The sequence below is a fragment of the Pseudomonas lactis genome (assembly GCF_001439845.1).
Lineage (GTDB): Bacteria > Pseudomonadota > Gammaproteobacteria > Pseudomonadales > Pseudomonadaceae > Aquipseudomonas > Aquipseudomonas lactis.
Genome location: NZ_JYLO01000008.1, coordinates 53491 through 74452, shown reverse-complemented (window position 1 = coordinate 74452; position 20962 = coordinate 53491). Strand labels below are relative to the sequence as shown.

Here is a 20962-nt window from a genome sequence, read left to right as displayed (position 1 = left end):
TTGGCGATGCATCCCAATGATGATGACCGCACCCAGTTCATGCCGCGCCCGGGTGGCCGAGAACCTGCACCTGCGCGTGCCGAACCTGCGCCGCTGTCGATGCCGGCTGCGCCGATCCTCACCGGCAAGAGCCAGGGCCTCAACCCGCTGGAAAGCGCCGCCGGCCCGTTGCTGGCGTTGTTGACGCGGCTGCGCAACACCATCGCCCACCCCGCGCCGGCCAGCCTGCGCGCGCAGTTGCTGGCGTACCTGCGCCAGTTCGAAGAACGCGCCGAAGCCGCCGGTGTGGCACGTAACGAAGTGCTGTTGGCCCGTTACGCGCTCTGCACCGCCTTGGATGAAGCGGTGCTGAGCACGCCGTGGGGCAGCACCAGTGACTGGGGTAAGCAGAGCCTGCTGATCACCGTGCACAACGAAGCCTGGGGCGGTGAAAAGGTCTTCCAGTTGCTTGACCACTGCCTGCAAAGCCCACGGGAACGCCTGTACCTGCTGGAGCTGTTGTACCTGTGCATGTGCCTGGGTTTTGAGGGCCGCTACCGCGTGATGACCGACGGGCGCAGCCAGCTGGAAGCTTTGCGCGAGCGCACCGCCGCAGCGATACGCAGCGCCCGTGGCGAACACGAGCGTGAGCTGTCACCGCACTGGCGCGGTGTGACGGTTGCCCGTGATCGCCTGGCGCAGTTCATGCCGCCGTGGATTGCCGTGGCGATTGGCTTGGCGCTGCTGTTGGCGTTGCTGTTCGGCCTGCGCCTGAAGCTGGCCTCGGACGCCGAGCCGGTGTTCAAGAATATTCATGCTCTGGGCGAGATCCCGGTGCAGGCCATCGACCGTCCGGTGGTGCAGCCCAAAGTGATTGAGCGCCCGCGCCTGGCCGGGTTCCTGGCCGATGACATCAAGGCCGGCCGCGTGGCGGTGGAAGACAAGGTTGACCGCTCTGTCGTGACCATCCGTGGCGATGAGCTGTTCGCCTCGGCCAGCTCCAGCATCGTCGATGACTACCAGCCGCTGATGCTGCGCATCGCTGACGCCATCCGCAAGGTCAAGGGCCAGGTGCGTGTCACCGGGCACAGCGACAATCGCCCGATTGCCACGTTGCGCTTCCCGTCCAACTGGGCGCTGTCCGAAGCCCGGGCCAAGTCGGTGCTGGAAATTCTCGCGGCCAAGACCGGCCAGGCCGAGCGCTTCAGTGCCGAAGGCCGCAGCGACACCGAGCCGTTGGCCACAAACAGTACTGCCGAAGGCCGTGCCCGCAATCGTCGGGTTGAAATCACCGTATTGGCGGAGGGCGTCGAGTGAAGGCGTTTTTCAGTTTCATGATTCGCTGGGTGATCCCCGTGCTGGGCCTGATTGCCCTTAGCCTGATCATCTGGTTTGTTGGCCCGCTGCTGGACGTGCTGGTGCCCGAAGGGCGCCGTTGGGCGCTGATCGTGCTGGTGTTTGCGCTGTGGGTGGCCTATCGCGTGTTCCGCATTATCCAGGCCCGTCGCCAGGCCGCCGAAGTGATGCGCAGCCTGGCCGCAGAAACCCCGGTCGACCCCAACAGCGTCGCGACCGCCGAAGAGCTGTCCACGCTGCGCCAGCGTATGGACGAAGCCCTGGCACTGCTGAAAAAAGCCAAGCTGGGCGGCGATGAGCGCCGCAACCTCTACGAGTTGCCGTGGTACGTGATCATCGGCCCACCGGGCTCGGGCAAGACCACCGCGCTGGTCAATTCCGGGCTGCATTTCCCGCTGGCGGCGCAATTGGGCGCCGGTGCGGTGCGCGGCGTGGGGGGCACGCGCAACTGCGACTGGTGGTTTACCGACCAGGCCGTATTGCTCGACACCGCTGGCCGCTATACCACCCAGGACAGCAACTCCACGGTGGATAAAGCCGCCTGGCTGGGCTTTCTCGACCTGCTGAAAAAGCAGCGTGCGCGCCGGCCTATCGACGGTGCGTTTATCGCCATCAGCCTCTCGGATCTGCTGCTGGGCACCGACGCCGAGCGCGCTGCCCATGCCGCCGCGATTCGCTTGCGCATCCAGGAGCTGTATACGCAGCTGGGCGTGCGTTTCCCCATCTACCTGATGCTCACCAAGCTCGACCTGGTGCCGGGCTTCATGGAGTTCTTCGACAACCTGAGCAAGGAAGAGCGCGCCCAGGTGTGGGGCATGACCTTTGCCCTGGACGACGGCAAAAACAGCGACAGCCCGCTGGCGCACCTGCAAAGCGAATTCGCCGGCCTGGAGCAGCGCCTCAACGAACGCCTGGTCGAGCGCTTGCAACAGGAACGCGACCCGGCACGGCGCGACCTGATCTACGGCTTCCCGCAACAGTTCGGCGCGTTGAAAGATTGCCTGCAAAGCTTCCTCGAAGGCGTTTTCAAACCCAATGCCTTTGAAGAACGCGTGTTGCTGCGTGGCGTGTACTTCACCAGCGGCACCCAGGAAGGCAGCCCGATTGACCGCCTGATCGGTGCCATGGCCCAGAGCATGAACCTGGACCGCCAGCACCTGGCGCGCCAGAGCGGCACTGGGCGCAGTTACTTCATCGAAAAACTCTTCACCGCCGTGGCCTTTGCAGAGCGCGGCCTTGTGGGGGTGAACCCGAAAGTCGAGCGGCGCCGCAAGTGGATCGCCCGTGGCGTACTGGCGGCCACCGTCACGCTGGTGGTGGTGGTCAGCAGCCTGTGGTGGGTGAGCTATCGCGCCAACCAGGCGTATATCGCCCAGGTCGATCAGAAGGTCGCGCCCCTGGGCCAGACCGTCCAGAACCTGAGCCCGGCACAGCGGGAAGTGCTCGCCGTGCTGCCGTTGCTCAACGCCGTGAAGAACCTGGCGGGGGATTCACCGAGCTGGTCCGAAGGGCTGGGGCTGTACCAGGGCGATATGCTCGAAGCCGAGTCCGCCAGCGTGTACCGCAAACTGTTGATCGCCGTGTTCGCGCCACGCCTGGTGACGCGTATCGAAGAGCAACTGCACGGCGGCGGCAACTCGGACTTTCTCTACGAGGGCCTCAAGGCTTACCTGATGCTCGCCGACACCGAGCATTATGACCCGGACTTCATCAAGGCCTGGATCGCCCTGGACTGGGACCGCAACCTGCCCCGCGACCTGCCGGCCGACCAGCGTCAGGCCCTGGCCGGGCACTTGCAGGCGCTGTTCGAACGCCACCCGCCGAACGCGCGCCTGGACCCACGTCTGATCGACGATCTGCGTCGGCAGTTGCAGCAATTGCCGGTAGCCCAGCGCGTGTACGACCGCGTCAAGCGCCAGAAACTGCCCGAAGGTATCCCGGACTTTCGCATCAACGAGGCCGCCGGTCGCGATGCCGCACTGGTGTTCAGCCGCAAGAGCGGTAAGCCGTTGGGTGAGCCGTTGAGTGGTTTCTTTACCGCCAAGGGCTATCGCCAGGCGTTCTTGCTCAGCAGCCTGAACCAGACCGGCACCCTGGCCGAAGAGCAATGGGTGCTGGGCCATGAACAGGCCGACCAGCAGAACGTGGTGAGCCTCGCCGCCGACGTGCGCCGCTTGTACTTCCAGGATTACCAGCGCCAGTGGGACGCGTTGCTCGCTGACATCGACTTTGTGCCGATCACCAGCGTGGCCCAGGCCTCCGATGTGCTGCGGGTGATTTCCGGTCCCACCTCGCCGCTGAAAAAGCTGCTGGTGGCGGTTGCCAGGGAAACCGACCTGCAAGCCGAAGAACGCCAACTGGCCGCCCAAGGCGTACCGGTGGAAGGCGGCGTGGACAAGCTCAAGGAGCGCCTCGGCAGCTTGCTGGGCGAGGCGCAACCGACGGCGAATGCCCCGGCGCCGGCGGATGATCCAGTGACTGCGCACTTTGCCGAACTCAACAGCATCGTGAGTAAAAACGAAGGCGAACCGGCAGCCATCGACGGCCTGCTGTCGGACATGAATGCACTGTATGTGCAGGTCAGCGCCATGGTCGGTGCCAGCGGCGATGCCTTGCTCGGCGAGGCCAAGAACCAGGCGGCGGCTGCGGCCACACGGGTCAGCCTGAACGCCGAGCGCCAGCCGCCGCTGGTGCAGGGCATGGTCAAGTCGGTGGTCAACTCCACCACCAACAGCATGATGGGCGGGGTGCGTAACCAGCTGAACGCGGCCTGGGTCAGTGAAGTGGTCAACGTGTATCGCCAGTCGTTGGCCGGGCGTTACCCGATGTCGCCGGGCAGTGCGCGGGACGCCACCTTGGATGACTTCGGCCAGTTCTTCGGCGTGGGCGGGGTGATGGACAACTACTTCCGCAAATACCTGCAGCCCTATGTGGACACGTCGGCACAGACCTGGCGCTGGCAACCGGGGGCGGCGCAGAAGCTGGGGATTGCTCCTGGCGTGCTGCAAACCTTCCAGCGTGCGGCGACAATTCGGGACGCGTTCTTCCGCTCCGGTGGCACCCAGCCGATCGTGCGTTTCGAGCTCAAGCCGGTGTCGATGGACCCCACCATCACCCAGTTCCTGCTCGACCTGGACGGCCAGCAACTGAGCTACGACCACGGCCCGAGCCGCCCGGTAGCTATGCAATGGCCGAACCCCGGCAGCATTGGCGTGGTGCGTATTTCCATCATGCCGCCGTCGGCCAGTGGTCGCTCCGGTATCACCCTGGACGGCCCGTGGGCCTGGTTCCGCCTACTGGAGCAATCAGACCTCACCGCAGGCAACTCGCCGGACCGTTTCAACCTGCGCCTGCGGGTCGATGGCGCGAGCATCGCCTACGAGTTGCGCGCCAACAGTGCGTTCAACCCATTCAAGAGCCGCGTGCTCAGCGGCTTCAGCCTGCCGGAGCGGCTATGACGGCCCTGGGTTTTTACGGCAAGTTGGCCAGCCGCGGCGACTTTGTCAGCCGCGCCTTGCCCCAGAGCTTTATCGGCCCGTGGGACAGCTGGCTGGCTGCGGGTTTGCTCGCCAGCCAGAACAGCCTCGGCGCTGACTGGCTGAATGCGTACCTGGTCAGCCCGTTGTGGCGCTTTGTGTTGGCGCCGGGCGTGTGCGGGCCGGATGCGGCGGCGGGCGTGGTGATGCCGAGCATTGACCGGGTCGGACGGTACTTTCCGCTGGCGGTGGTGACCTTGCTGGATCACAACACCAACCCGGCGTCGCTGGTGGGCGGTTCGGACGCCTGGTTCGAGCAGGCTGAAACCTTGTTGCTCAGCACCCTCGACAGCGGCGCGACCTTCGAAAGCTTCAACGCCGGGCTCGACGAGTTGGGTGTGCCGGCCAGCGAGCCGCGGGCGGTGGACAGCCGTTTCGCCGGCCTGCAAAAGGTGGCAGCCACCGTGCCGCACCAGCGTATGACCGCGCTGGCTGAACAGGCGTGCGAGGGCGCAAGCCTGTGGTGGGGGCGAGGTTCGCAGCGTATCTCCCCTGGTTTATTACGGTGCCAGGGCCTGCCTGCTGCCAGCGATTTTGCGCAGTTTTTGCTCGGACAAGAAGGTGTGGTGTAGATGGGCGTGACGTACGAATCCGCGAGCAAAAGCCATGTGGGCATGGTTCGCCAAGTCAACGAAGATGCCTTTCTGGACCTGCCGGAAAACCGCCTGTGGGTGGTGGCCGATGGCATGGGCGGGCACGCGGCGGGGGACTATGTCAGCAGCTTGATCGTCGACAGCCTGCGCCATGTGCCGCTGGGCCGTTCCCTGGACGAATACTCGGCGGCGCTGCGCAATGACCTGCTGCGCATCAACGCGGCCGTGCGCGAAGAAACCGCCAACCGAGGCGTAACCATGATGGGCAGCACCGTGGTGGTGTTCGCCGCGCGCGGCTTGCGCGGGGTGTGCCTGTGGGCCGGCGACAGCCGCCTGTACCGCTTGCGCGACGGCGTGCTGGAAAGCATTTCCCGCGACCACAGCTACGTGCAAGACCTGCAAGACAGCGGCCTGCTCAGCGAAGCCGACGCCCGCACCCACCCGCGCTCCAATATCGTCACCCGCGCCATTGGCGTGGAGGCCCAGTTGGATGTCGCTTCAGTGGACCTGTTGATCGCGCCCGGCGACAGCTATTTGCTGTGCAGCGATGGCCTCAACAAAACCGTCGAAGACCACGAAATCCGCGAGGTGCTCAGCCATGACGCACCGGATGAAATCGTGCGCAGCCTGGTGCACTTGGGCCTCAACCGCGGCGCACCGGACAATATCACCACCCTCGTCGTGAAGGTCTCGTCATGAACATCGTCATCCCGGGTTATGACATCGAAGGCGAGATTGGCGAAGGCGCCATGGCCAGCGTGTACCTGGCGACCCAGCGCTCGCTGGAGCGCAAAGTGGCGCTGAAGGTGATGGCGGCAGCGCTGGCAGCCGACCCGAGTTTCTGCGAACGCTTCCTGCGCGAGGGCAAGACCCTGGCGCGCTTGTCGCACCCGCACACGGTGACCATCCATGACATCGGCAACGTCGGTGAGCTGTATTACATGGCCATGGAATACCTGCCCAACGGCACGCTCAAGGAGCGCATTGCTGCTGGGCTGACCCCGGAGCAGGGCGTGACGCTGATCCGCCAGATTGCTTCGGCCCTGGGCTATGCCCATGCCCAAGGGCTGGTGCACCGCGACGTCAAGCCGGCGAACATTCTGTTTCGGGCCGATGGCACGGCAGTACTGTCCGACTTTGGTATCGCCAAGTCGCTGGACGACCGCACCCAATTCACCCAGGCCGGGTTTGCCGTGGGTACACCCAGCTACATGAGCCCCGAGCAGGCGCGGGGCCAGGAGATCGACGGGCGCGCCGATCTCTACGCACTCGGTGTGGTGTTGTACGAAATCCTCGTCGGCAAGCTGCCTTACAGCGGCACCGATGCGCTTTCCACTGCGCTGGCGCACCTGACTGAGCCGTTGCCGGAATTGCCGGTGCATCACGGGCGCTACCAGGGTGTGCTGCGCAAGTTGTTGGCCAAGGACCCGGCGGAGCGTTATCCGGATGCGGCAGCGTTGTTGTTGGCGCTGGATCAACTGCCGGCGGATGAATCGGATGCCACGCTGGTGCGGCCGCTGCCGATTCCATTGAGCGTTGATCTGGCGGGCATGACTCCTGTCACCATCGACATTCCGACTGATAAACCGCAGCCGCAGCCAATAGCGCGCCAACCGGTGGTCACGCCGACCCAGCACAATGCCCCGTCCGAGCAGCGCCGTGGTCCGGTATTGGCCTTGGCCGCCGTGGCGGTCGCCGTCGCGTTGGCCATTGGTGGCGCCAGCTACTGGTGGTTGAGCGGCGGCGATGAACCGGCCCCGCCGCCAGCCGCCGTGGTGCCCAAGGTGACGCCAGCGGTGGCTGTCGCTGAAGTGGATGGCGGTCAACGCCCGTTGCTGATGGCAGGCAAGAAAACCTTGTTCCAGCGCGTACTCAGCAAACCCGGCGCCCAGCTTTCAGCGGACGCAGGGAGCTCGCCGGGTAAAGCGCTGCCGGCGTTTTCCGTGCTCTACGTGTACCAGCGCAAAGACGTCGACGGCAGCCCGTGGGTACGCGTCGGCGCCGCCACCGATGGTCGCAGCGACGGTTGGCTGCCGGCCTCCCAGGTCAGCGACTGGAAACAAAGCCTGGTGCTCAAGTTCACCGAGCGCTCAGGCCGGGCGCCCGTGATGTTCCTGCGCCAGCCCGGTGAGGTGGAAAAACTACTGGCTGACCCTGCTGCAGCGAAAAGCGCCTTGGCCAAGGCGCAGAACAACCGAGAAGACAACCAGCAAGTCCTGGCCCTGGAACCCACCGCCAGCGCGGTGCCGCAAAACCAGTTCTACCTGTTGCCGATTTTCGATTCCAAAGAGAGCTTCGACGACAACGGCCAGCCGGTGCAGTTGCTCAACGTGGCCTCCATCGACCCAGGCAGCCGCGCCACGGCCAAACCGGCCAGCCCGACGCTCAGCGCGAATGCCGACGCGTTCCGCACGGCCGTGGTGCTGGTGGTGGACACCACCGTGTCGATGCAGCCCTACATCGACCAGATTCGCGACGTGGTGCATGAGCTACAAACCCGTATTGCCGAGCGTGGCGAGTTGGACAGCGTCAGCTTCGGCATGGTCGGCTTTCGCAGCAGCATCCAGAAAACCCCGGGCCTTGAGTATGTCGCCAAGACCCTCATTACCCTCGACCAAGGCCGCGATCCGCAGCGCTTCCTGGATATGGCGCGCCAGGTCAAAGCGTCGACGGTGTCCAGCCACTCGTTCAACGAAGACGCGTTTGCCGGGGTGATGCAGGCGGTGGACGGCATGGATTGGTCCGGCTACGGCGGGCGCATCATCCTGCTGGTCTCCGATGCCGGCGCGCTGCGCAAGAACGACCCGTTCGCCGCCACCCAGATGAACGAAGCCGAAGTGCGCCAGGCGGCGCTGGGCAAGCAGATCAAAATCTACGCGCTGCACCTGCGCACCGACGCCGGCAAGAAAACCCATGCCGGCGCCGAGAGCCAGTACCGCGTCCTCACCGCCGACGCCAACCCGCAGATCGGCGACCTGTACACGCCAGTGCCAGGGGGCGATGTGCGCAAGCTGGGTGAGCGCGTCGATGAGATCGGCACGGTGTTCGCCAACCTGGTGCATCAGGTGCGCAGCAACACGCCGCAGCCCGTGCCGTTGCTCAGTGCTGCGCCGAGTCTGGCGGACAAGTCCGCCGCCGTCGGCTATGCCATGCACATGGACTTTCTCGGGCGCAAGACCGCGAGCCAGGCACCGCAATTGGTCAGCGCCTGGACCGCTGATCGTGACCTGACCAACCCGGCGCTGCCAGCGTTCCAGGTGTGCGTGATGCTGACCAAGCTGCAACTCAACGACCTGCAACAATCGTTGAAGTTGATCGTGGATGCGGCGCGCAAGACCCAAAGCTCGCCCAAGGATTTCTTCCAGGAAATCGCCAGCGCCTCGGCCTATATGAGCCGTGACCCGCAGGCCCTGCGCAAGGGCGGCAACCTGGCTGACGGCGGCCTGCTCGGCGAATACCTGGAGGGCCTGCCGTACCGCAGCAAGTCGCTGAGCATGACCCAGGACTTGTGGTTGTCGTTGAGCGTGGCCGAGCAGGAAGACTTTATCGACGAGCTGGATTCGAAAATCCGCCTGTATGAAACCTTCCATAACGACGTGGCCAACTGGGTCCGTTTCGGCGATGCCGAACCGGGCGATGCGTTGTACCGCGTGCCACTGTCGACGCTGCCGTAATGCTGAGCCTGAACGCGGTGCACAAGAGCCGGGGCCTCGGTAGCCAGCGCTACAGCCTGGTGATCCCTGCGTTGCAGCTGGGCGCTGGTGAACAACTGGCAATTGTCGGCCCCAGCGGTTGCGGCAAGAGCACCTTGCTCGACCTGCTGGCGCTGGTGTTGGCGCCGGATCAGGTGGGGCAGTTTGCGTTCAACCAACAGGACATCGGCGCGCTGTGGCGTGCCGACCGGCAATCGGCGCTGGCCGCGTTGCGCAGCCAGCACTTGGGCTATGTGCCGCAGACCGGGGGGTTGCTGGGGTTTCTGGATGTGCGCGGCAATATCGCGCTGTCGCGCCAACTGCTGGGCTTGCAGGACGACGGCCGGGTGGCGCGCCTGGCTGAGCAGTTGCAGATCAGCGATCAGTTGGCCAAGCGCCCGGCGGCGTTGTCGGTGGGCCAACGCCAGCGGGTCAGCTGCGCGCGGGCTCTGGCCCATGGGCCGCAACTGGTGCTGGCCGATGAGCCGACGGCGTCCCTGGACCCGCTCAACGCCGAGCGCGTGATGCAGGCGCTGCTGGCCCAGGCCCGCGAACACCGTACGGCCTGTGTGATCGCCACCCATGACGAACCGCTGGCCCGCGCCAGTGGGTTGCAGGTGCGGCGTATCAGTTGCCAGCGCGATCCAGACGGCGGCGTCACCGCAACCCTCGGGGAGGCGTGCTGATGCGCATCGGCCTGGTTGCCTCGCTCGCCTGGCAGGACTACCGCAACGATGGGTGGCTGTCGGCCTGCTCGGTGTTGGCACTGGTAGCGGTTATCGCGCCATTGCTGGTGTTATTCGGGCTGAAATTTGGACTGGTTAGCAGTTTGACCGAACGCTTGGAGACCGACCCCGCCAGCCGTGAAATCATCCCATTGGGTGGTGGCCGATTCAGCGCGGCGTTTATCGCGCAACTGGGTGAGCGCAGCGATGTGGCCTTTGCTGTGCCGCGCACACGGCAAATTGCGGCCACGGCGCAGGTGGGCACCTTGACCTTGGAAATGCTGCCGACTGCCGCAGGGGACCCGCTGTTGGCAGGCTTGCCGATGCCCCACGGCCTGGACCAGATCGTGCTCAGCCATACCGCCGCCGAAAAGCTTGCGGCAAGGCCCGGTGACTGGCTGGAAACCAGCTTTGCGCGGCAATTGGCGGGGCGCGTCGAGGCCCAGCGCACGCGGTTGCAGGTGCTGGCGGTGTTGCCGCTGGAAGCCTTCGCTCGCGAGGGCCTGTTTGCCGATCTGGGGTTGCTGGAGGCAGCGGAAGATTACCGCGATGGCCGTGCGGTGCCGGCGTTGGGTTGGGCCGGTGACGCGGCGAGCGTGAGCGAACAGCGTATCTACCCGGCGTTTCGCCTGTATGCGCGCAGCCTCAGTGATGTGGAACCGTTGCGGGTGTATTTCGCCGGGCAGCACCTGTTGGTTTCAACCCAGGCGCACACCATCGCTCAAGTGCAATCGTTGAGCCGCAACCTGTCGATTGTGTTCTGGATCATCGCCGGGTTGGCGTTGGCCGGGGCGTTTGCGGCTATTTTCGCGGGCACCCTGGCGGCGGTGGCGCGCAAGCACCGGGAACTCTCGGTGTTGCGCCTGCTGGGGTTTTCCACCGCCGCGTTGTTGCTGTTTGTGCTGCTGCAAGCGCTATACAGCGCAGGGTTTGCCGCTGTGCTCAGCGTTGGGCTGTATGCCCTGGCCGAGGCCGCGTTGAACAAGCTTTTTGTGCAGGTGCCGGGCGAGTACGCCAGCCACCTGTTGGCGCGCCATTACGGCCTGGCCCTGGTGGCGGTGCTCGGCGTCAGTGCCGTGGCGGCCGCCTGTGGTGGTTGGCGGGTGGCCCGTATCCAGGCTTCTGAAGGAATCAGAGATGTATAAATTACTGGGCGCCTGCGTGGCGCTGAGCCTGGCCTCGCTGGCCTGGGCCGATGAGGCAAGTGACAAGCTCGACAACCCCAAGCCGTTGCCGGACGACGTGAGCCTGCCGCTGCCCTGCGAAGGCAACATGGTGTTCCGCTACGCCTACATCCTGGCCCAGGGCACCCTGGATGACCGTGAAATCAGCCTGGGCTACCCCTTTGCCGAAGGCGAGGCGGGTTATCAGCAGTCGTTTATTTCCGGCTACCGCCGCGACTTCATCAACGGCCAGTTCACCCTCAAGGACTTGCCCAAGGACTGGAGCAAGGTCATCGCGCCGCAGATGCCGAAGACCGACGCCAAGACCCCGCTCAAGCCCATGCTGTATTTCATCGGCAAATACGAAGTGACCGCCCGCCAATACGCCCAGGTGATGGCCCAGGCGCAATCCCTGGCCAGCGGTGAACCGGCGCCGGCGTGTGACGTGCCCACTGGCATGGCCGGGCGTTTGCCCAAGGTGAAACTGTCGCGCTTTGAAGCCGAGCGTTTTTCGGCGGTGTACAGCGCCTGGCTGATGAAATACCACCGCGAGCTGCTGCCGGTGAGCGGGCGCGGTGCGTCCGCCGAAGACGGCGGCCTGGGCTTTGTGCGCCTGCCCACCGAAGTGGAGTGGGAGTACGCCGCACGCGGTGGCCAGGCGGTGAGCCGCCAGGACCTGGAAGGCCGCCTGTATCCACGCCGCGCCGAGGGCAGTGAAAGCGATGGCCCGCTGGCCGATTACGCGGTGTTCAACCAAGTGGCCGGCGGCACCGGCCAGGCGGCGCGGTTGATGCCCATCGGCACCAAATTGCCTAACCCCATCGGCATGTTCGACGTGATCGGCAACGCCGCGGAAATGGTCCAGGAATCCTTCCAACTGGTCCACGCCGGCCGCCGCCAGGGCACCTACGGCGGCTTTGTGGTCAAGGGCGGCAACTACCTGGAAGGCGAGGGCACGTTGTTCACCGGCATGCGCCGCGAATACCCGCTGTTTGCCGCTGATGGCACCGAGCAAAGCAACGAGACCACCGGTTTTCGCGTGGCGATTGGCGCGTTGTCGGCGCCGCGCTCACGCTACAAGGAATTGTTCGCCCAGTGGCAGAAGGAAGGCCGCCTGGCCGCGCTGACCGACGCCATCGACGACGCCCAGGACCCGACCAAACGCCTGGACAGCATCATCGCCGCCAGTGTCGATCCCAAGCTGCAAGCCGAACTGGGCCTGGTCAACGAAGAGCTCAAGCGCAACGTGTCGCTGATCGCCCAGCAACGCGAAGAAGCGGCGGGCAATTTGATCCAGTCGGCGGCGTTGGTGGCCGAGACCATCAGCAACTACAACATCCGCCTGGCCAACCTGCAGAAGAGTCGCCAGCAGGCGGTGGACAGCAAGGACGAGGCCAGCACGCAGCTTTTCGACATGGCCATCACCAATGGACGCAGCGCGTTGGACGGCGCGGTGGCGATTTACATCGACAACCTTGCCACCGGCACGCGCTACACCGATGCGGTGATCCAGGCGCAGTTTCAACGGATCAAGGAAGAGTTGGATCGCAAGCCAGTGCTCGGCAAGAGCCTGGTGACGCGCGCGACACTGTTCGTTCGCCATGTCGGCAACTACCGCAAGCAACAGCGGGCCGACCCGGCAACGATCTTGAAGGAATTGCTCGCAGCGAGCGGTCAGCGGTCTTGATCGTTGGCTGTCTAGCGAGCTTGGAAGGGACTCAGGCGGCGGTGGGCCGTGCTGGGCAAGTCAAACTTAACAGAGATCACATCTATGCTTTTTTCCCGTAAGGCGGTTTCCAAGCGTCACCTGCTGCTGATCGCAGCTGGTTTCAGCACCGTGTTGACTGGTTGCGCTACGTCGCCTGCGTCCAAGGTAGCGTCGAGCACCAAGGTCGAGTACTACCCCAACTGCTACGAGCCGGTGCAGCACCTGCGCGCCACCGATTCGGACATGACCAAGTCGGTCGTCACCGGTGCAGCCCTCGGCGCGGCTGGCGGTGCCCTGCTGGGCGCCCTGACCGGCGACAAGGACAGCCGTGGCCGCAATGCCGCAATTGGTGCCGCAGGCGGCGCCCTGGCTGGCGGCGCGGCGGGTTACTACACCGAGCGTCAGAAGCAGATCACCGATGACAACCAGCGCATCGCGTCCTACTCCACCGACTTCAACAAAAGCGCCTCGGACATCGACCGCAGCACCGCCTATGCCAAGGCCTCGCAGCAGTGCTACCAGAGCGCATTCACCAAGCTGGTGGCTGATCGCAAGGCCAAGACCGTCAACGACACCGAAGGCCGCAAGCGCCTGGCGGAAATCGTCGCGGGCCTGAAGGAATCCAATGACCTGATCGTGACGGTCAACGGCAAAGCCAGCGAAGACCTGAACAACTACACCCAAGCGTACGAGAAAGATCTGCAACAGGTCGGCGTACAGCGCAGCGATGTGGTGACCGTGGCCACCGCCGATACCACGCCAGTGGTCGCTCCGGCCAAGGGCAAGAAAGCCGTCAAGCCGGCCAAGAAGCCGGTGCTGCCGACAGTGCCGAAAGAAGCGGTAACCACCGAGCGCAGCATCCAGACCGTGCAGGCCAAGCAAGCTGAAAGCAAGCAGGTTGCCAGTGCGGGTAAGACCCAGATCGAAGCGACCTGCCGCAATCCAAACCTGGCCGACTGGGCGCCAGTGCCGTGCCCTAACGTTTAAGTACTTGTTGCTATAAGCGTTAAACGCCAACCGATCTGCGCCTAAAGCGCGAGATCGGTGGCGTTCTTTTTGCAAATCGTTACACTGCTGCGGCCACTCCAATAAATACACCGAGGCCGTGTGCATGAAATTTCGTCTTCTCCTGTGGGTGCTGGGCCTGATGATGGGCAAAGCCAGCCGCACCAACCCCGCCTTCCAGCAGCAACTGGGTGACAAAGACCTGGCCTTCCAGCTGCAGACCCTCGACGGCAAGGTTGCCCGTCACTTCATCGTCAAAGACCAGCGCATCACCAGCCGCTCAGGTGTCCACCCGGCGCCGGCCTTCGCGATTGCCTTCAAGGATGCCGCCTACGGCTTCGCCACGATGCAGGCGAAGAACAAGCAACTGGCGTTCATGACGGGGATTCAGGACAAGTCGATCCAGATCAAGGGCAACCCGGCACTGGTGATCTGGTTTCAGGGGCTGACCAAGTATTTGAAGCCGAAGAAAAAGAAGTAACGATGACGCGGGTTGCCTGCCGCCCCGCGGTGTTCTCAGGTTTTTCGCGAGCAAGCTCGCTCCTACATTGAGGGGGGATGTTCAGGGACACCGCGTTGGATTCATCGCAGGCAAGCCAGCTCCCACAGTGACCGCGTTCCAACTTGGAAATACGGTCAATTGTGGGAGCTGGCTTGCCTGCGATAGCGGTGTAACAGGCGGCGGGTTTACCCCTGGCTGCGCAACAGGCGCACCGCCAGACATACCAGGTTCTCGGGGTATTGCCGTCATCTCACCGGGTTACTTGCCCTGAGACATTGAGTACCCGATCAGCTAGCAACTGTGCCAGTTCGATTAACTGCGCAACGCCCAGCAGCTCCTCTCGTTTTGGTCCTTCAAGGTCAAAGGCCAGATCGCAACTCAGCGCATTGGCCGAGGCCAGTGTTTCGCTGAGGTTGACCAACAGGTCTTCGGTACTGATGCCTGCGGCTACAGTGAACAAGCGGATGGGGGGATGGGGGGTAGGTTGGATCATCGTGAACTTCCTGATTTAAGTGGAGCTGCCACAGATCGCCGCGACGCGATCGGGTGGTAGCTGTACGCAGGTTCGCGGACCGGAATCAGGAAACCGGCATACCCGAAGGTATCCCGCGCACAGCCACCATAACGCCGCACAGTAGACGATAAAAAGGCGTCATCTGAAAGCGGAAATGGCACTTTGCGTCTGATTAAACCGGGCCGCGACGCCCAACCGCTGCGTGTGCAGCGGTGTACGAAGACTAGAGGTCGAGTGTCCTAGGGACAACCTCAAAGCCTTGTAAGACGTTTCTGTTTTTCCCACTACCTAGCCGAACGGACAGTTGTTTGGCTTTGCGCTCGTCAGCAATATCTTCCTTGCGCCATTTCGGCGCCCTTCCTTTTGCATAACAACGCAACGACCGCGTTTGAGCATCCTTGCGCGCTAAAAAAGGACCAAACATGAAGAGCATTGATTTTCAAGTTCAGCAGCCAGTTGGACCGACCAACGCCAACCTCATCGACTGCATGGAGAACCCAATGTAAGGCGCTACAACATCACCACCGGTTCAACCACCACGGTGGGTGGCAAGGTAACCAGCGGTTGTGAGGGCACCAGTTTCAACGGCGAAATGATCTCGAGGGAGGGTGACCGGGTCGCTTGTCCGGCATGCGGCACTGAAGGCTTCATCGCGCTTACCGGCCCTCATTTGCACGAAGAGTGGAACGGCAAACAAGCGGCACTGGAGGGTGATCTGTGCATCTGCAAATGCGATCCGCCGCCGGAGTTGATTGCCAATCAGAGTTCCAAATCTCAGGAGTTCGGTCCCCAACCTCAACGTGTCACCCCGATTGTAATGAGGCCGACTGCATCCGCCTCGCCCCCTGCGAATTATGCCGCGCCCGTTGCGTTGAATCGTGCCGCTGATGCCTGCGTTTTCGCCAAGCCCTGCGTTTCGGTGCCAGCCGGCTCTACGGCCGCGGGCACCACCCCGGAAAACGCCAAAAACTTTGGTACCACGGCCCTTATGGCCTCAACCGGTAGCACGGGCGCCGTCGGCAGGGTAGCCGGCACACTCGGCAGCGACCTCGGTGCCTGGGCTGTACGAGGCTTGGCCGGCGCCAGTTCCGCCCTCAACCTCGTGCTGCTGGCATTCTGGCCACGGGATATCGGTGATTCAACGCTGTACACCCCGGAGCAGTTGGAGGGGATACGTTTGGCCAGCACGCGAGTGCGTTTCCAGTTTCGCCAGGATGAGTCCGGTGAACTGCGTGTTTATGGCCTACATACCCAACCTGGCAGTGGCGCTGACCGTGTGCCGGTTGCACAAGCCCGGTGGAATGTGGACAAAAGCGCGATGGTGGCGGTGCTGGATGGCATCAGCATCACATGGACGCCGAACCATGGGCCGGTGGTCAACGCGCCGAGTCCGTATCCGGGTGCACAGGAACGTCTGGATAATTTGTTCGTTCATCCGATTGCAGTGGGGCAAGACTCGGCAATCAGCCACTACCCTGGCCGGGAAGCTAACGAAGTTACCTGGCAGGATACGATCATTTCGTTTCCTGCTGACTCGGGTATGCCGCCGTTGTATTTGGTGTTTGCCAAGCCAATGGTTCACCCACTGGAAGTTGGGCCATATGACGACTTGAGCAGTCGCAGCATCAAAGACGGCTATGACATCGATCATCTTCCGGCTCGTAAAGTGCTTGAAGCTGTTCTGCTAAAACTTGACGGAGAAATGGATCCACGGGAAATAAGGGATTACCTTCGGCGAGCCCCAAGCATCGCTATTCCTGCCCGAGTCCACCAAAAATATAGTGAGACCTACGGCGGGCGTAGTACCAAAGCAAAGCAGATGCAGGATGCCTCCGACCTGAGGGCCGCGGTGGACAGCAACTTCAATGCGATTAAACGCGGACTTCTGGAGGAAGGCTTCACCGAAGCAGACGTCGAAGTGGCTCGGGAGCAACTGCATAGGCTCAGTAAAGAACAGGGGTGGTATTGATGAGTGCGCAAACTATTAATGGCTGGATCAGAAATCTGGGCAAACGCTACGAAGATTTGATTACCGAAGGGCTGATACCGAACCAGCCATTACAAGAACTTTATGACGGGCGGGATCGCCTGCACTTAGAACCTGCATGGGGACTTTCCCTGAGTTTTTGGGCAGAAACCAAGCGATTGGAAGCGCTGTTCATCACTCTGATTAAAAGCACTCCGTCGACATTGGAATATAAGGGCGAGCTGCCCAAACCTCTCGCTTCTACGATGACGAAAACCGACATTCGGTCGCATTTCGGCGTCCCTGTAGAATCAGGTGTTCCTGTAAAAATGCCACAGCCCGGGGGTATGACTGGAGGGTGGGATGCCTATCATCTTGATCCAAGCACACATCCGAATACCAAGCTGGTTTGCAAGTACACCTCCACTTTTCAGGTAAAAGCGTTGGTGTTTACATTGATTGATAAGAACCACGACTGATCTGCGTTCTGTTCCCAACTGGTTCGCCCCGCGTGGGAACGAGCGTCAAAGACGTAGAGCGTTCAGATGCACCGCGTTGGATTCATCGCAGGCAAGCCAGCTCCCACAGTGACCGCGTTCCAATTTTGAAATACGGTCAACTGTGGGAGCTGGCTTGCCTGCGATAGCGGTGTAACAGGCAGCAGGTCTATCCCTGACTGAACTGCGAAGCCAATTCGCGCAACAGCACCTCGGCATCCAACACTTTACCCACCACATCCTCCGCCTTCTCGCGGCTAAAACCCAGGCGCTCAAGCAGTGCGTCCGGAATGGATTCATCCGGCCCGGAGCCAATCCCCCGGCTGCGCAACAGGCGCACCGCCAGGCACACCAGGTTCGGGTATTCGGCGTATTGCCCGTCATACGTGGGGTCGTGCTGGAAGCGCAGGGCGGTGCACAGTTCGTCCGGCATGTCCCAGTAACGCATCAACCAGGCGCCGATCTGTTCGCGGCTGATGCCCAGCAAGTGTTGCTCGACGTAGCTGTGGCACAGGTGCGGGTTGACCTCCAGGTGCCGGCAGATCAGCGAGAAGTGCGGCGGAAACACGTGGGCCAGCAGCAGGTAGCCGAAGTTGTGCAGCAAACCTGCCAGGTAGGTCAGGCCGGCCTCCGGGCGCTGGGCGCGGGGCATGGCGCGGGTCAGGCCCTCAATCACAGCGGCGGTGTAGATCGACTGGTGCCAGTACGGCGTGGACAGGTGCGGGCGGTCCTTGGGCAGGCTCAGGGTTTTGCCCAGGGCCAGGCCCAGGGCCAGGTTGATTACCAGATCAAAGCCCAATACGCGCACGATGGCGTCTTCGACTGAGCGGATCTTGCCCGGCGAGGCGTAGTAGGGCGACGCGGCCCAGCTGACGACCTGGGCGGCAAGGGCCGGGTCGGTTTCCACCACGCCAGTAATGTCGTCGATGGTGGCGTTGGGGTCGACACGCAGCTTGATGATCTTCTGTGCGGTGTCGGCCAGCGGCGGAATCTCGATGGTCGCTTCCAGGCGTTGCTGGATACGGCGCGCGGTGAAGGCTTGCATCGCCTGGGTGATTTCCTCGCGGTCATCATTGGGGCGGTCGAGGTTCGGGCGGATGTTGCTCAAGGGTTCACCGAACTGCGCGGCGCTGGCCTTGGTGAGCAGGCTCTTGAAGGCGTCGGTGGGGATTTCCAGCAACAGCCCGGCTTCGCCCGAATGCACCAGCAGGCTCGGCTCATTGAGCATACGGCCTTCGTACAGGCATGGCGAACTGGTCAGTGGCGGCAAGCCTGGCAGCAGGCTCAGGTCATGCTTGCCCAGCATGCGCTCGACCCGCTCGGGGGCTACGGCCGTGAGGCGGCGACCGGTGAGTTCGGCGAGGCGGTTGAGGTCCAGCAACTGGCTTTGGGGGAACAGCACCATGAGCGCGCCAACCGCATCCTCAAGCAATACCGCCTGGACCTTTCGGGCAGGGTTCAGGCCAGGCTGTTCGAGGACTTCCGTGTAGGGGATGGCGAGCTTTGCGAGCAGCGCCCGAATGACCGGCGGGGCGGTCAGTGGGGCTGTGGCGAGGGCAACTTCTGACATGGCCTGATCCAATTTCTTACAGTCATTGGAGTATAACCAGCTTGATACGGGTGTTGGTCGGATAAGTGCGTCAGGCGTCACACTTGACCGTATTGCTGGCCGTGGCGCAGCCAGCGGTTGAGCAAGGGGCTGACGTGATCGGGCCAACGTTCGAGCAAGGCTTGCGCAGCATCGCGCACGGCGGGCAGCAGGTCGGCATCGCGCATCAGGTCGGCGACCTTGAATTGAAGCAGGCCGGTCTGGCGCGTGCCGAGCATTTCACCGGGGCCGCGCAGTTCGAGGTCTTTTTCGGCGATGACAAAACCGTCGTTGGTTTCGCGCATGATGCCCAGGCGCTGGCGACCGATCTGCGACAGTGGCGGGTGATAGAGCAACACGCAGTGGCTGGCGGCGCTGCCCCGGCCCACCCGCCCGCGCAGCTGGTGCAGTTGCGCCAGGCCCAGGCGCTCGGGGTTTTCGATGATCATCAGGCTGGCGTTGGGAACGTCCACGCCCACTTCAATCACGGTGGTGGCCACCAGTAATTGCAGGTTGCCGGCCTTGAACTCGGCCATCACCGCGGCTTTTTCCGCCGGCTTCATACGGCCATGGATCAACCCGACCTTGAGCTCACCCAAGGCGCTGGTGAGGTCTTCATAGGTAGTTTCGGCGGCCTGGCAGGTCAGTTCTTCGGACTCTTCGATCAGTGTGCACACCCAGTACGCCTGGCGGCCTTCGGCGCAGGCACCGCGCACGCGCTCGATCACTTCGACCCGCCGCGTGTCGGTGACCAGCACGGTGTTGACCGGCGTTCGCCCTGGCGGCAGTTCGTCGAGGATCGAGGTGTCGAGGTCGGCGTAGGCGCTCATGGCCAGGGTGCGTGGGATCGGCGTGGCGGTCATGATCAACTGGTGCGGGTTCATGCGCCCGCCCACGCCTTTCTGGCGCAGGGCCAGGCGCTGTTGCACGCCAAAGCGGTGCTGTTCGTCGATGATCACCAGCGCAAGGTTCTTGAACTGCACTTCGTCCTGGAACAGTGCATGGGTGCCCACCACCATCGGTGCGCCGGCGGCGATCTGCTCCAGGGCGGCCACACGGTTCTTGCCTTTGAGCTTGCCAGCCAGCCACGCCACTTCCAGGCCCAGGGGTTCGAGCCAGCGCTTGAAGGTGATGAAGTGTTGTTCGGCGAGGATTTCCGTGGGTGCCATCAACGCCACCTGATAGCCAGCTTCCAGGGCTTGCAGGGCGGCGAGGGCGGCGACCACAGTCTTGCCGGCGCCTACGTCACCCTGGATCAACCGCAGCATCGGTTCTTGCTGGCTGAGGTCGTAGGCGATTTCATTGCCCACACGCTGTTGCGCGCCGGTGGGTGCAAAGCCGAGGTTGGCCAGGTATTGCGCAGGCAGCCGCGTGGCCTTGGGCATTGCCGGGGCGCGCAGGGAACGCATGCTTTCGCGCAGGCGTTGCTGGGACAGCTGGTGCGTGAGCAGTTCTTCAAAGGCCAGGCGATGCTGGGCCCAATGATGGCCGAGGGCGAGTTCGTCCACATCGGCATCGGCGGGCGGGTGATGCAAATACCGTATCGCATCGGCCAGGGGCGCCAATTGATAGTCGCGGGCCAGTTCCAGGGGCAGCCAATCGGGCAGGCTTTGCGGGCCGAGCATGGTCAGGGTCTGCATGCACAACTGACGCAGACGTTGCTGGGTCAGGCCCTCGGTCAGCGGGTAGATCGGCGTGAGCGTGGTGTCCACCGGTGGCGGCTCATCGCCGGTAATGGCTCGGTATTCCGGGTGGTAGATTTCCAGGCCCGAGGCGCCTGGGCGTGCCTCGCCGTAGCAGCGCACGCGGGTGCCACGCTTGAGGCCTTCCTTCTGCGCGTTGCTGAAGTGGTAGAAGCGCAGGCTCAAGCCGCCGGTGCCGTCCTGCAGGCGCACCACCAGGCTGCGGCGCTTGCCCATCACCACGTCGGCGCCACTGACGGTGCCTTCGATCACCGCGTCCTGCCCAGGGCGCAAATGGCCGATGGGCACCACGCGGGTGCGGTCCTGGTAGCGCAGAGGCAGGTGGAACAGCACGTCCTGAAGGTTCTCCAGGCCGACCTTGGCCAGCTTCTCGGCCATGGCCTCACCGACACCCTTGAGTGCCGTCACCGACACCTGCGACAGCTCAGTCATACC

At 63.2% G+C, this 20962-nt stretch carries 15 protein-coding genes; 12 read left to right on the top strand and 3 right to left on the bottom strand.

The window, feature by feature from the left end; all coding sequences use genetic code 11:
• Positions 1–6 precede the first annotated feature (6 nt).
• The 10 genes from TX24_RS14705 (at position 7) to TX24_RS14660 (ending at position 14238) form a co-directional block, all read left to right on the top strand.
• Positions 7–1296, top strand: a complete 1290-nt coding sequence (locus TX24_RS14705; protein ID WP_057710588.1) for a DotU family type VI secretion system protein — start codon at positions 7–9, stop codon at positions 1294–1296.
• Entirely contained in the window at positions 1293–4793 is a 3501-nt protein-coding gene (tssM, locus tag TX24_RS14700) for a type VI secretion system membrane subunit TssM (protein WP_057710587.1), read from the top strand. Before TX24_RS14705 ends, tssM begins: the two co-directional genes overlap by 4 nt.
• The gene (gene tagF, locus TX24_RS14695) at positions 4790–5443 is read left to right on the top strand and encodes a type VI secretion system-associated protein TagF (protein ID WP_057710586.1); all 654 of its coding nucleotides are present in this window, start codon (positions 4790–4792) and stop codon (positions 5441–5443) included. Before tssM ends, tagF begins: the two co-directional genes overlap by 4 nt.
• The gene (locus TX24_RS14690; protein ID WP_003195541.1) at positions 5444–6163 is read left to right on the top strand and encodes a PP2C family protein-serine/threonine phosphatase; all 720 of its coding nucleotides are present in this window, start codon (positions 5444–5446) and stop codon (positions 6161–6163) included.
• Positions 6160–9138 (top strand): serine/threonine-protein kinase, encoded by a 2979-nt coding sequence (locus tag TX24_RS14685; RefSeq protein ID WP_057710585.1) that lies wholly within the window; start codon positions 6160–6162, stop codon positions 9136–9138. The genes TX24_RS14690 and TX24_RS14685 overlap by 4 nt, the downstream gene beginning before the upstream one ends.
• Positions 9138–9842, top strand: coding sequence for an ABC transporter ATP-binding protein (locus tag TX24_RS14680; protein WP_057710584.1), 705 nt, complete (start codon positions 9138–9140; stop codon positions 9840–9842). The genes TX24_RS14685 and TX24_RS14680 overlap by 1 nt, the downstream gene beginning before the upstream one ends.
• The gene (locus TX24_RS14675) at positions 9842–11026 is read left to right on the top strand and encodes an FtsX-like permease family protein (protein WP_057710583.1); all 1185 of its coding nucleotides are present in this window, start codon (positions 9842–9844) and stop codon (positions 11024–11026) included. The genes TX24_RS14680 and TX24_RS14675 overlap by 1 nt, the downstream gene beginning before the upstream one ends.
• Positions 11019–12731 (top strand): formylglycine-generating enzyme family protein, encoded by a 1713-nt coding sequence (locus TX24_RS14670; protein WP_057710582.1) that lies wholly within the window; start codon positions 11019–11021, stop codon positions 12729–12731. The genes TX24_RS14675 and TX24_RS14670 overlap by 8 nt, the downstream gene beginning before the upstream one ends.
• An 84-nt stretch (positions 12732–12815) precedes the next feature.
• Complete coding sequence (gene tagQ, locus TX24_RS14665) at positions 12816–13739, top strand: type VI secretion system-associated lipoprotein TagQ (protein WP_057710581.1); 924 nt, start codon at positions 12816–12818, stop codon at positions 13737–13739.
• 124 nt (positions 13740–13863) lie between these two features.
• Positions 13864–14238 (top strand): hypothetical protein, encoded by a 375-nt coding sequence (locus TX24_RS14660; RefSeq protein ID WP_003195530.1) that lies wholly within the window; start codon positions 13864–13866, stop codon positions 14236–14238.
• Positions 14239–14509: 271 nt separating this feature from the next.
• On the opposite strand, the gene TX24_RS14655 is transcribed toward TX24_RS14660, so the two are convergent.
• A complete protein-coding gene (locus TX24_RS14655; RefSeq protein ID WP_057710580.1) occupies positions 14510–14752 on the bottom strand; it encodes a DUF6124 family protein in 243 nt (80 codons plus the stop codon).
• Between the two features lie 562 nt (positions 14753–15314).
• Between TX24_RS14655 and TX24_RS14650 the strand changes: the two genes are divergently transcribed.
• Together TX24_RS14650 and TX24_RS14645 are read left to right on the top strand one after the other, a co-directional pair.
• On the top strand, positions 15315–16742 hold the full coding sequence (locus TX24_RS14650) for an S-type pyocin domain-containing protein (RefSeq protein ID WP_244175868.1): 1428 nt from the start codon (positions 15315–15317) through the stop codon (positions 16740–16742).
• A complete protein-coding gene (locus tag TX24_RS14645) occupies positions 16742–17218 on the top strand; it encodes a DUF6392 family protein (protein WP_057710578.1) in 477 nt (158 codons plus the stop codon). Before TX24_RS14650 ends, TX24_RS14645 begins: the two co-directional genes overlap by 1 nt.
• Positions 17219–17405: 187 nt before the next feature.
• On the opposite strand, the gene TX24_RS14640 is transcribed toward TX24_RS14645, so the two are convergent.
• Positions 17406–18806 (bottom strand): aminoacyl-tRNA deacylase and HDOD domain-containing protein, encoded by a 1401-nt coding sequence (locus TX24_RS14640; protein ID WP_057710577.1) that lies wholly within the window; start codon positions 18804–18806, stop codon positions 17406–17408.
• Positions 18807–18883: 77 nt separating this feature from the next.
• On the bottom strand, positions 18884–20959 hold the full coding sequence (recG, locus tag TX24_RS14635) for an ATP-dependent DNA helicase RecG (protein ID WP_003195525.1): 2076 nt from the start codon (positions 20957–20959) through the stop codon (positions 18884–18886).
• Positions 20960–20962 lie beyond the last annotated feature (3 nt).

Excerpts from the sequence above, each read along its gene's own strand:
- recG (WP_003195525.1), bottom strand. The coding sequence starts at position 20,959 with ATGACTGAGCTGTCGCAGGTGTCGGTGACGGCACTCAAGGGTGTCGGT.
- tagF (WP_057710586.1), top strand. The coding sequence starts at position 4,790 with ATGACGGCCCTGGGTTTTTACGGCAAGTTGGCCAGCCGCGGCGACTTT.
- TX24_RS14645 (WP_057710578.1), top strand. The coding sequence starts at position 16,742 with ATGAGTGCGCAAACTATTAATGGCTGGATCAGAAATCTGGGCAAACGC.
- TX24_RS14655 (WP_057710580.1), bottom strand. The coding sequence starts at position 14,752 with ATGATCCAACCTACCCCCCATCCCCCCATCCGCTTGTTCACTGTAGCC.
- tagQ (WP_057710581.1), top strand. The coding sequence starts at position 12,816 with ATGCTTTTTTCCCGTAAGGCGGTTTCCAAGCGTCACCTGCTGCTGATC.
- TX24_RS14680 (WP_057710584.1), top strand. The coding sequence starts at position 9,138 with ATGCTGAGCCTGAACGCGGTGCACAAGAGCCGGGGCCTCGGTAGCCAG.
- TX24_RS14670 (WP_057710582.1), top strand. The coding sequence starts at position 11,019 with ATGTATAAATTACTGGGCGCCTGCGTGGCGCTGAGCCTGGCCTCGCTG.
- TX24_RS14640 (WP_057710577.1), bottom strand. The coding sequence starts at position 18,806 with ATGTCAGAAGTTGCCCTCGCCACAGCCCCACTGACCGCCCCGCCGGTC.
- TX24_RS14675 (WP_057710583.1), top strand. The coding sequence starts at position 9,842 with ATGCGCATCGGCCTGGTTGCCTCGCTCGCCTGGCAGGACTACCGCAAC.
- TX24_RS14660 (WP_003195530.1), top strand. The coding sequence starts at position 13,864 with ATGAAATTTCGTCTTCTCCTGTGGGTGCTGGGCCTGATGATGGGCAAA.
- TX24_RS14705 (WP_057710588.1), top strand. The coding sequence starts at position 7 with ATGCATCCCAATGATGATGACCGCACCCAGTTCATGCCGCGCCCGGGT.
- TX24_RS14685 (WP_057710585.1), top strand. The coding sequence starts at position 6,160 with ATGAACATCGTCATCCCGGGTTATGACATCGAAGGCGAGATTGGCGAA.
- TX24_RS14690 (WP_003195541.1), top strand. The coding sequence starts at position 5,444 with ATGGGCGTGACGTACGAATCCGCGAGCAAAAGCCATGTGGGCATGGTT.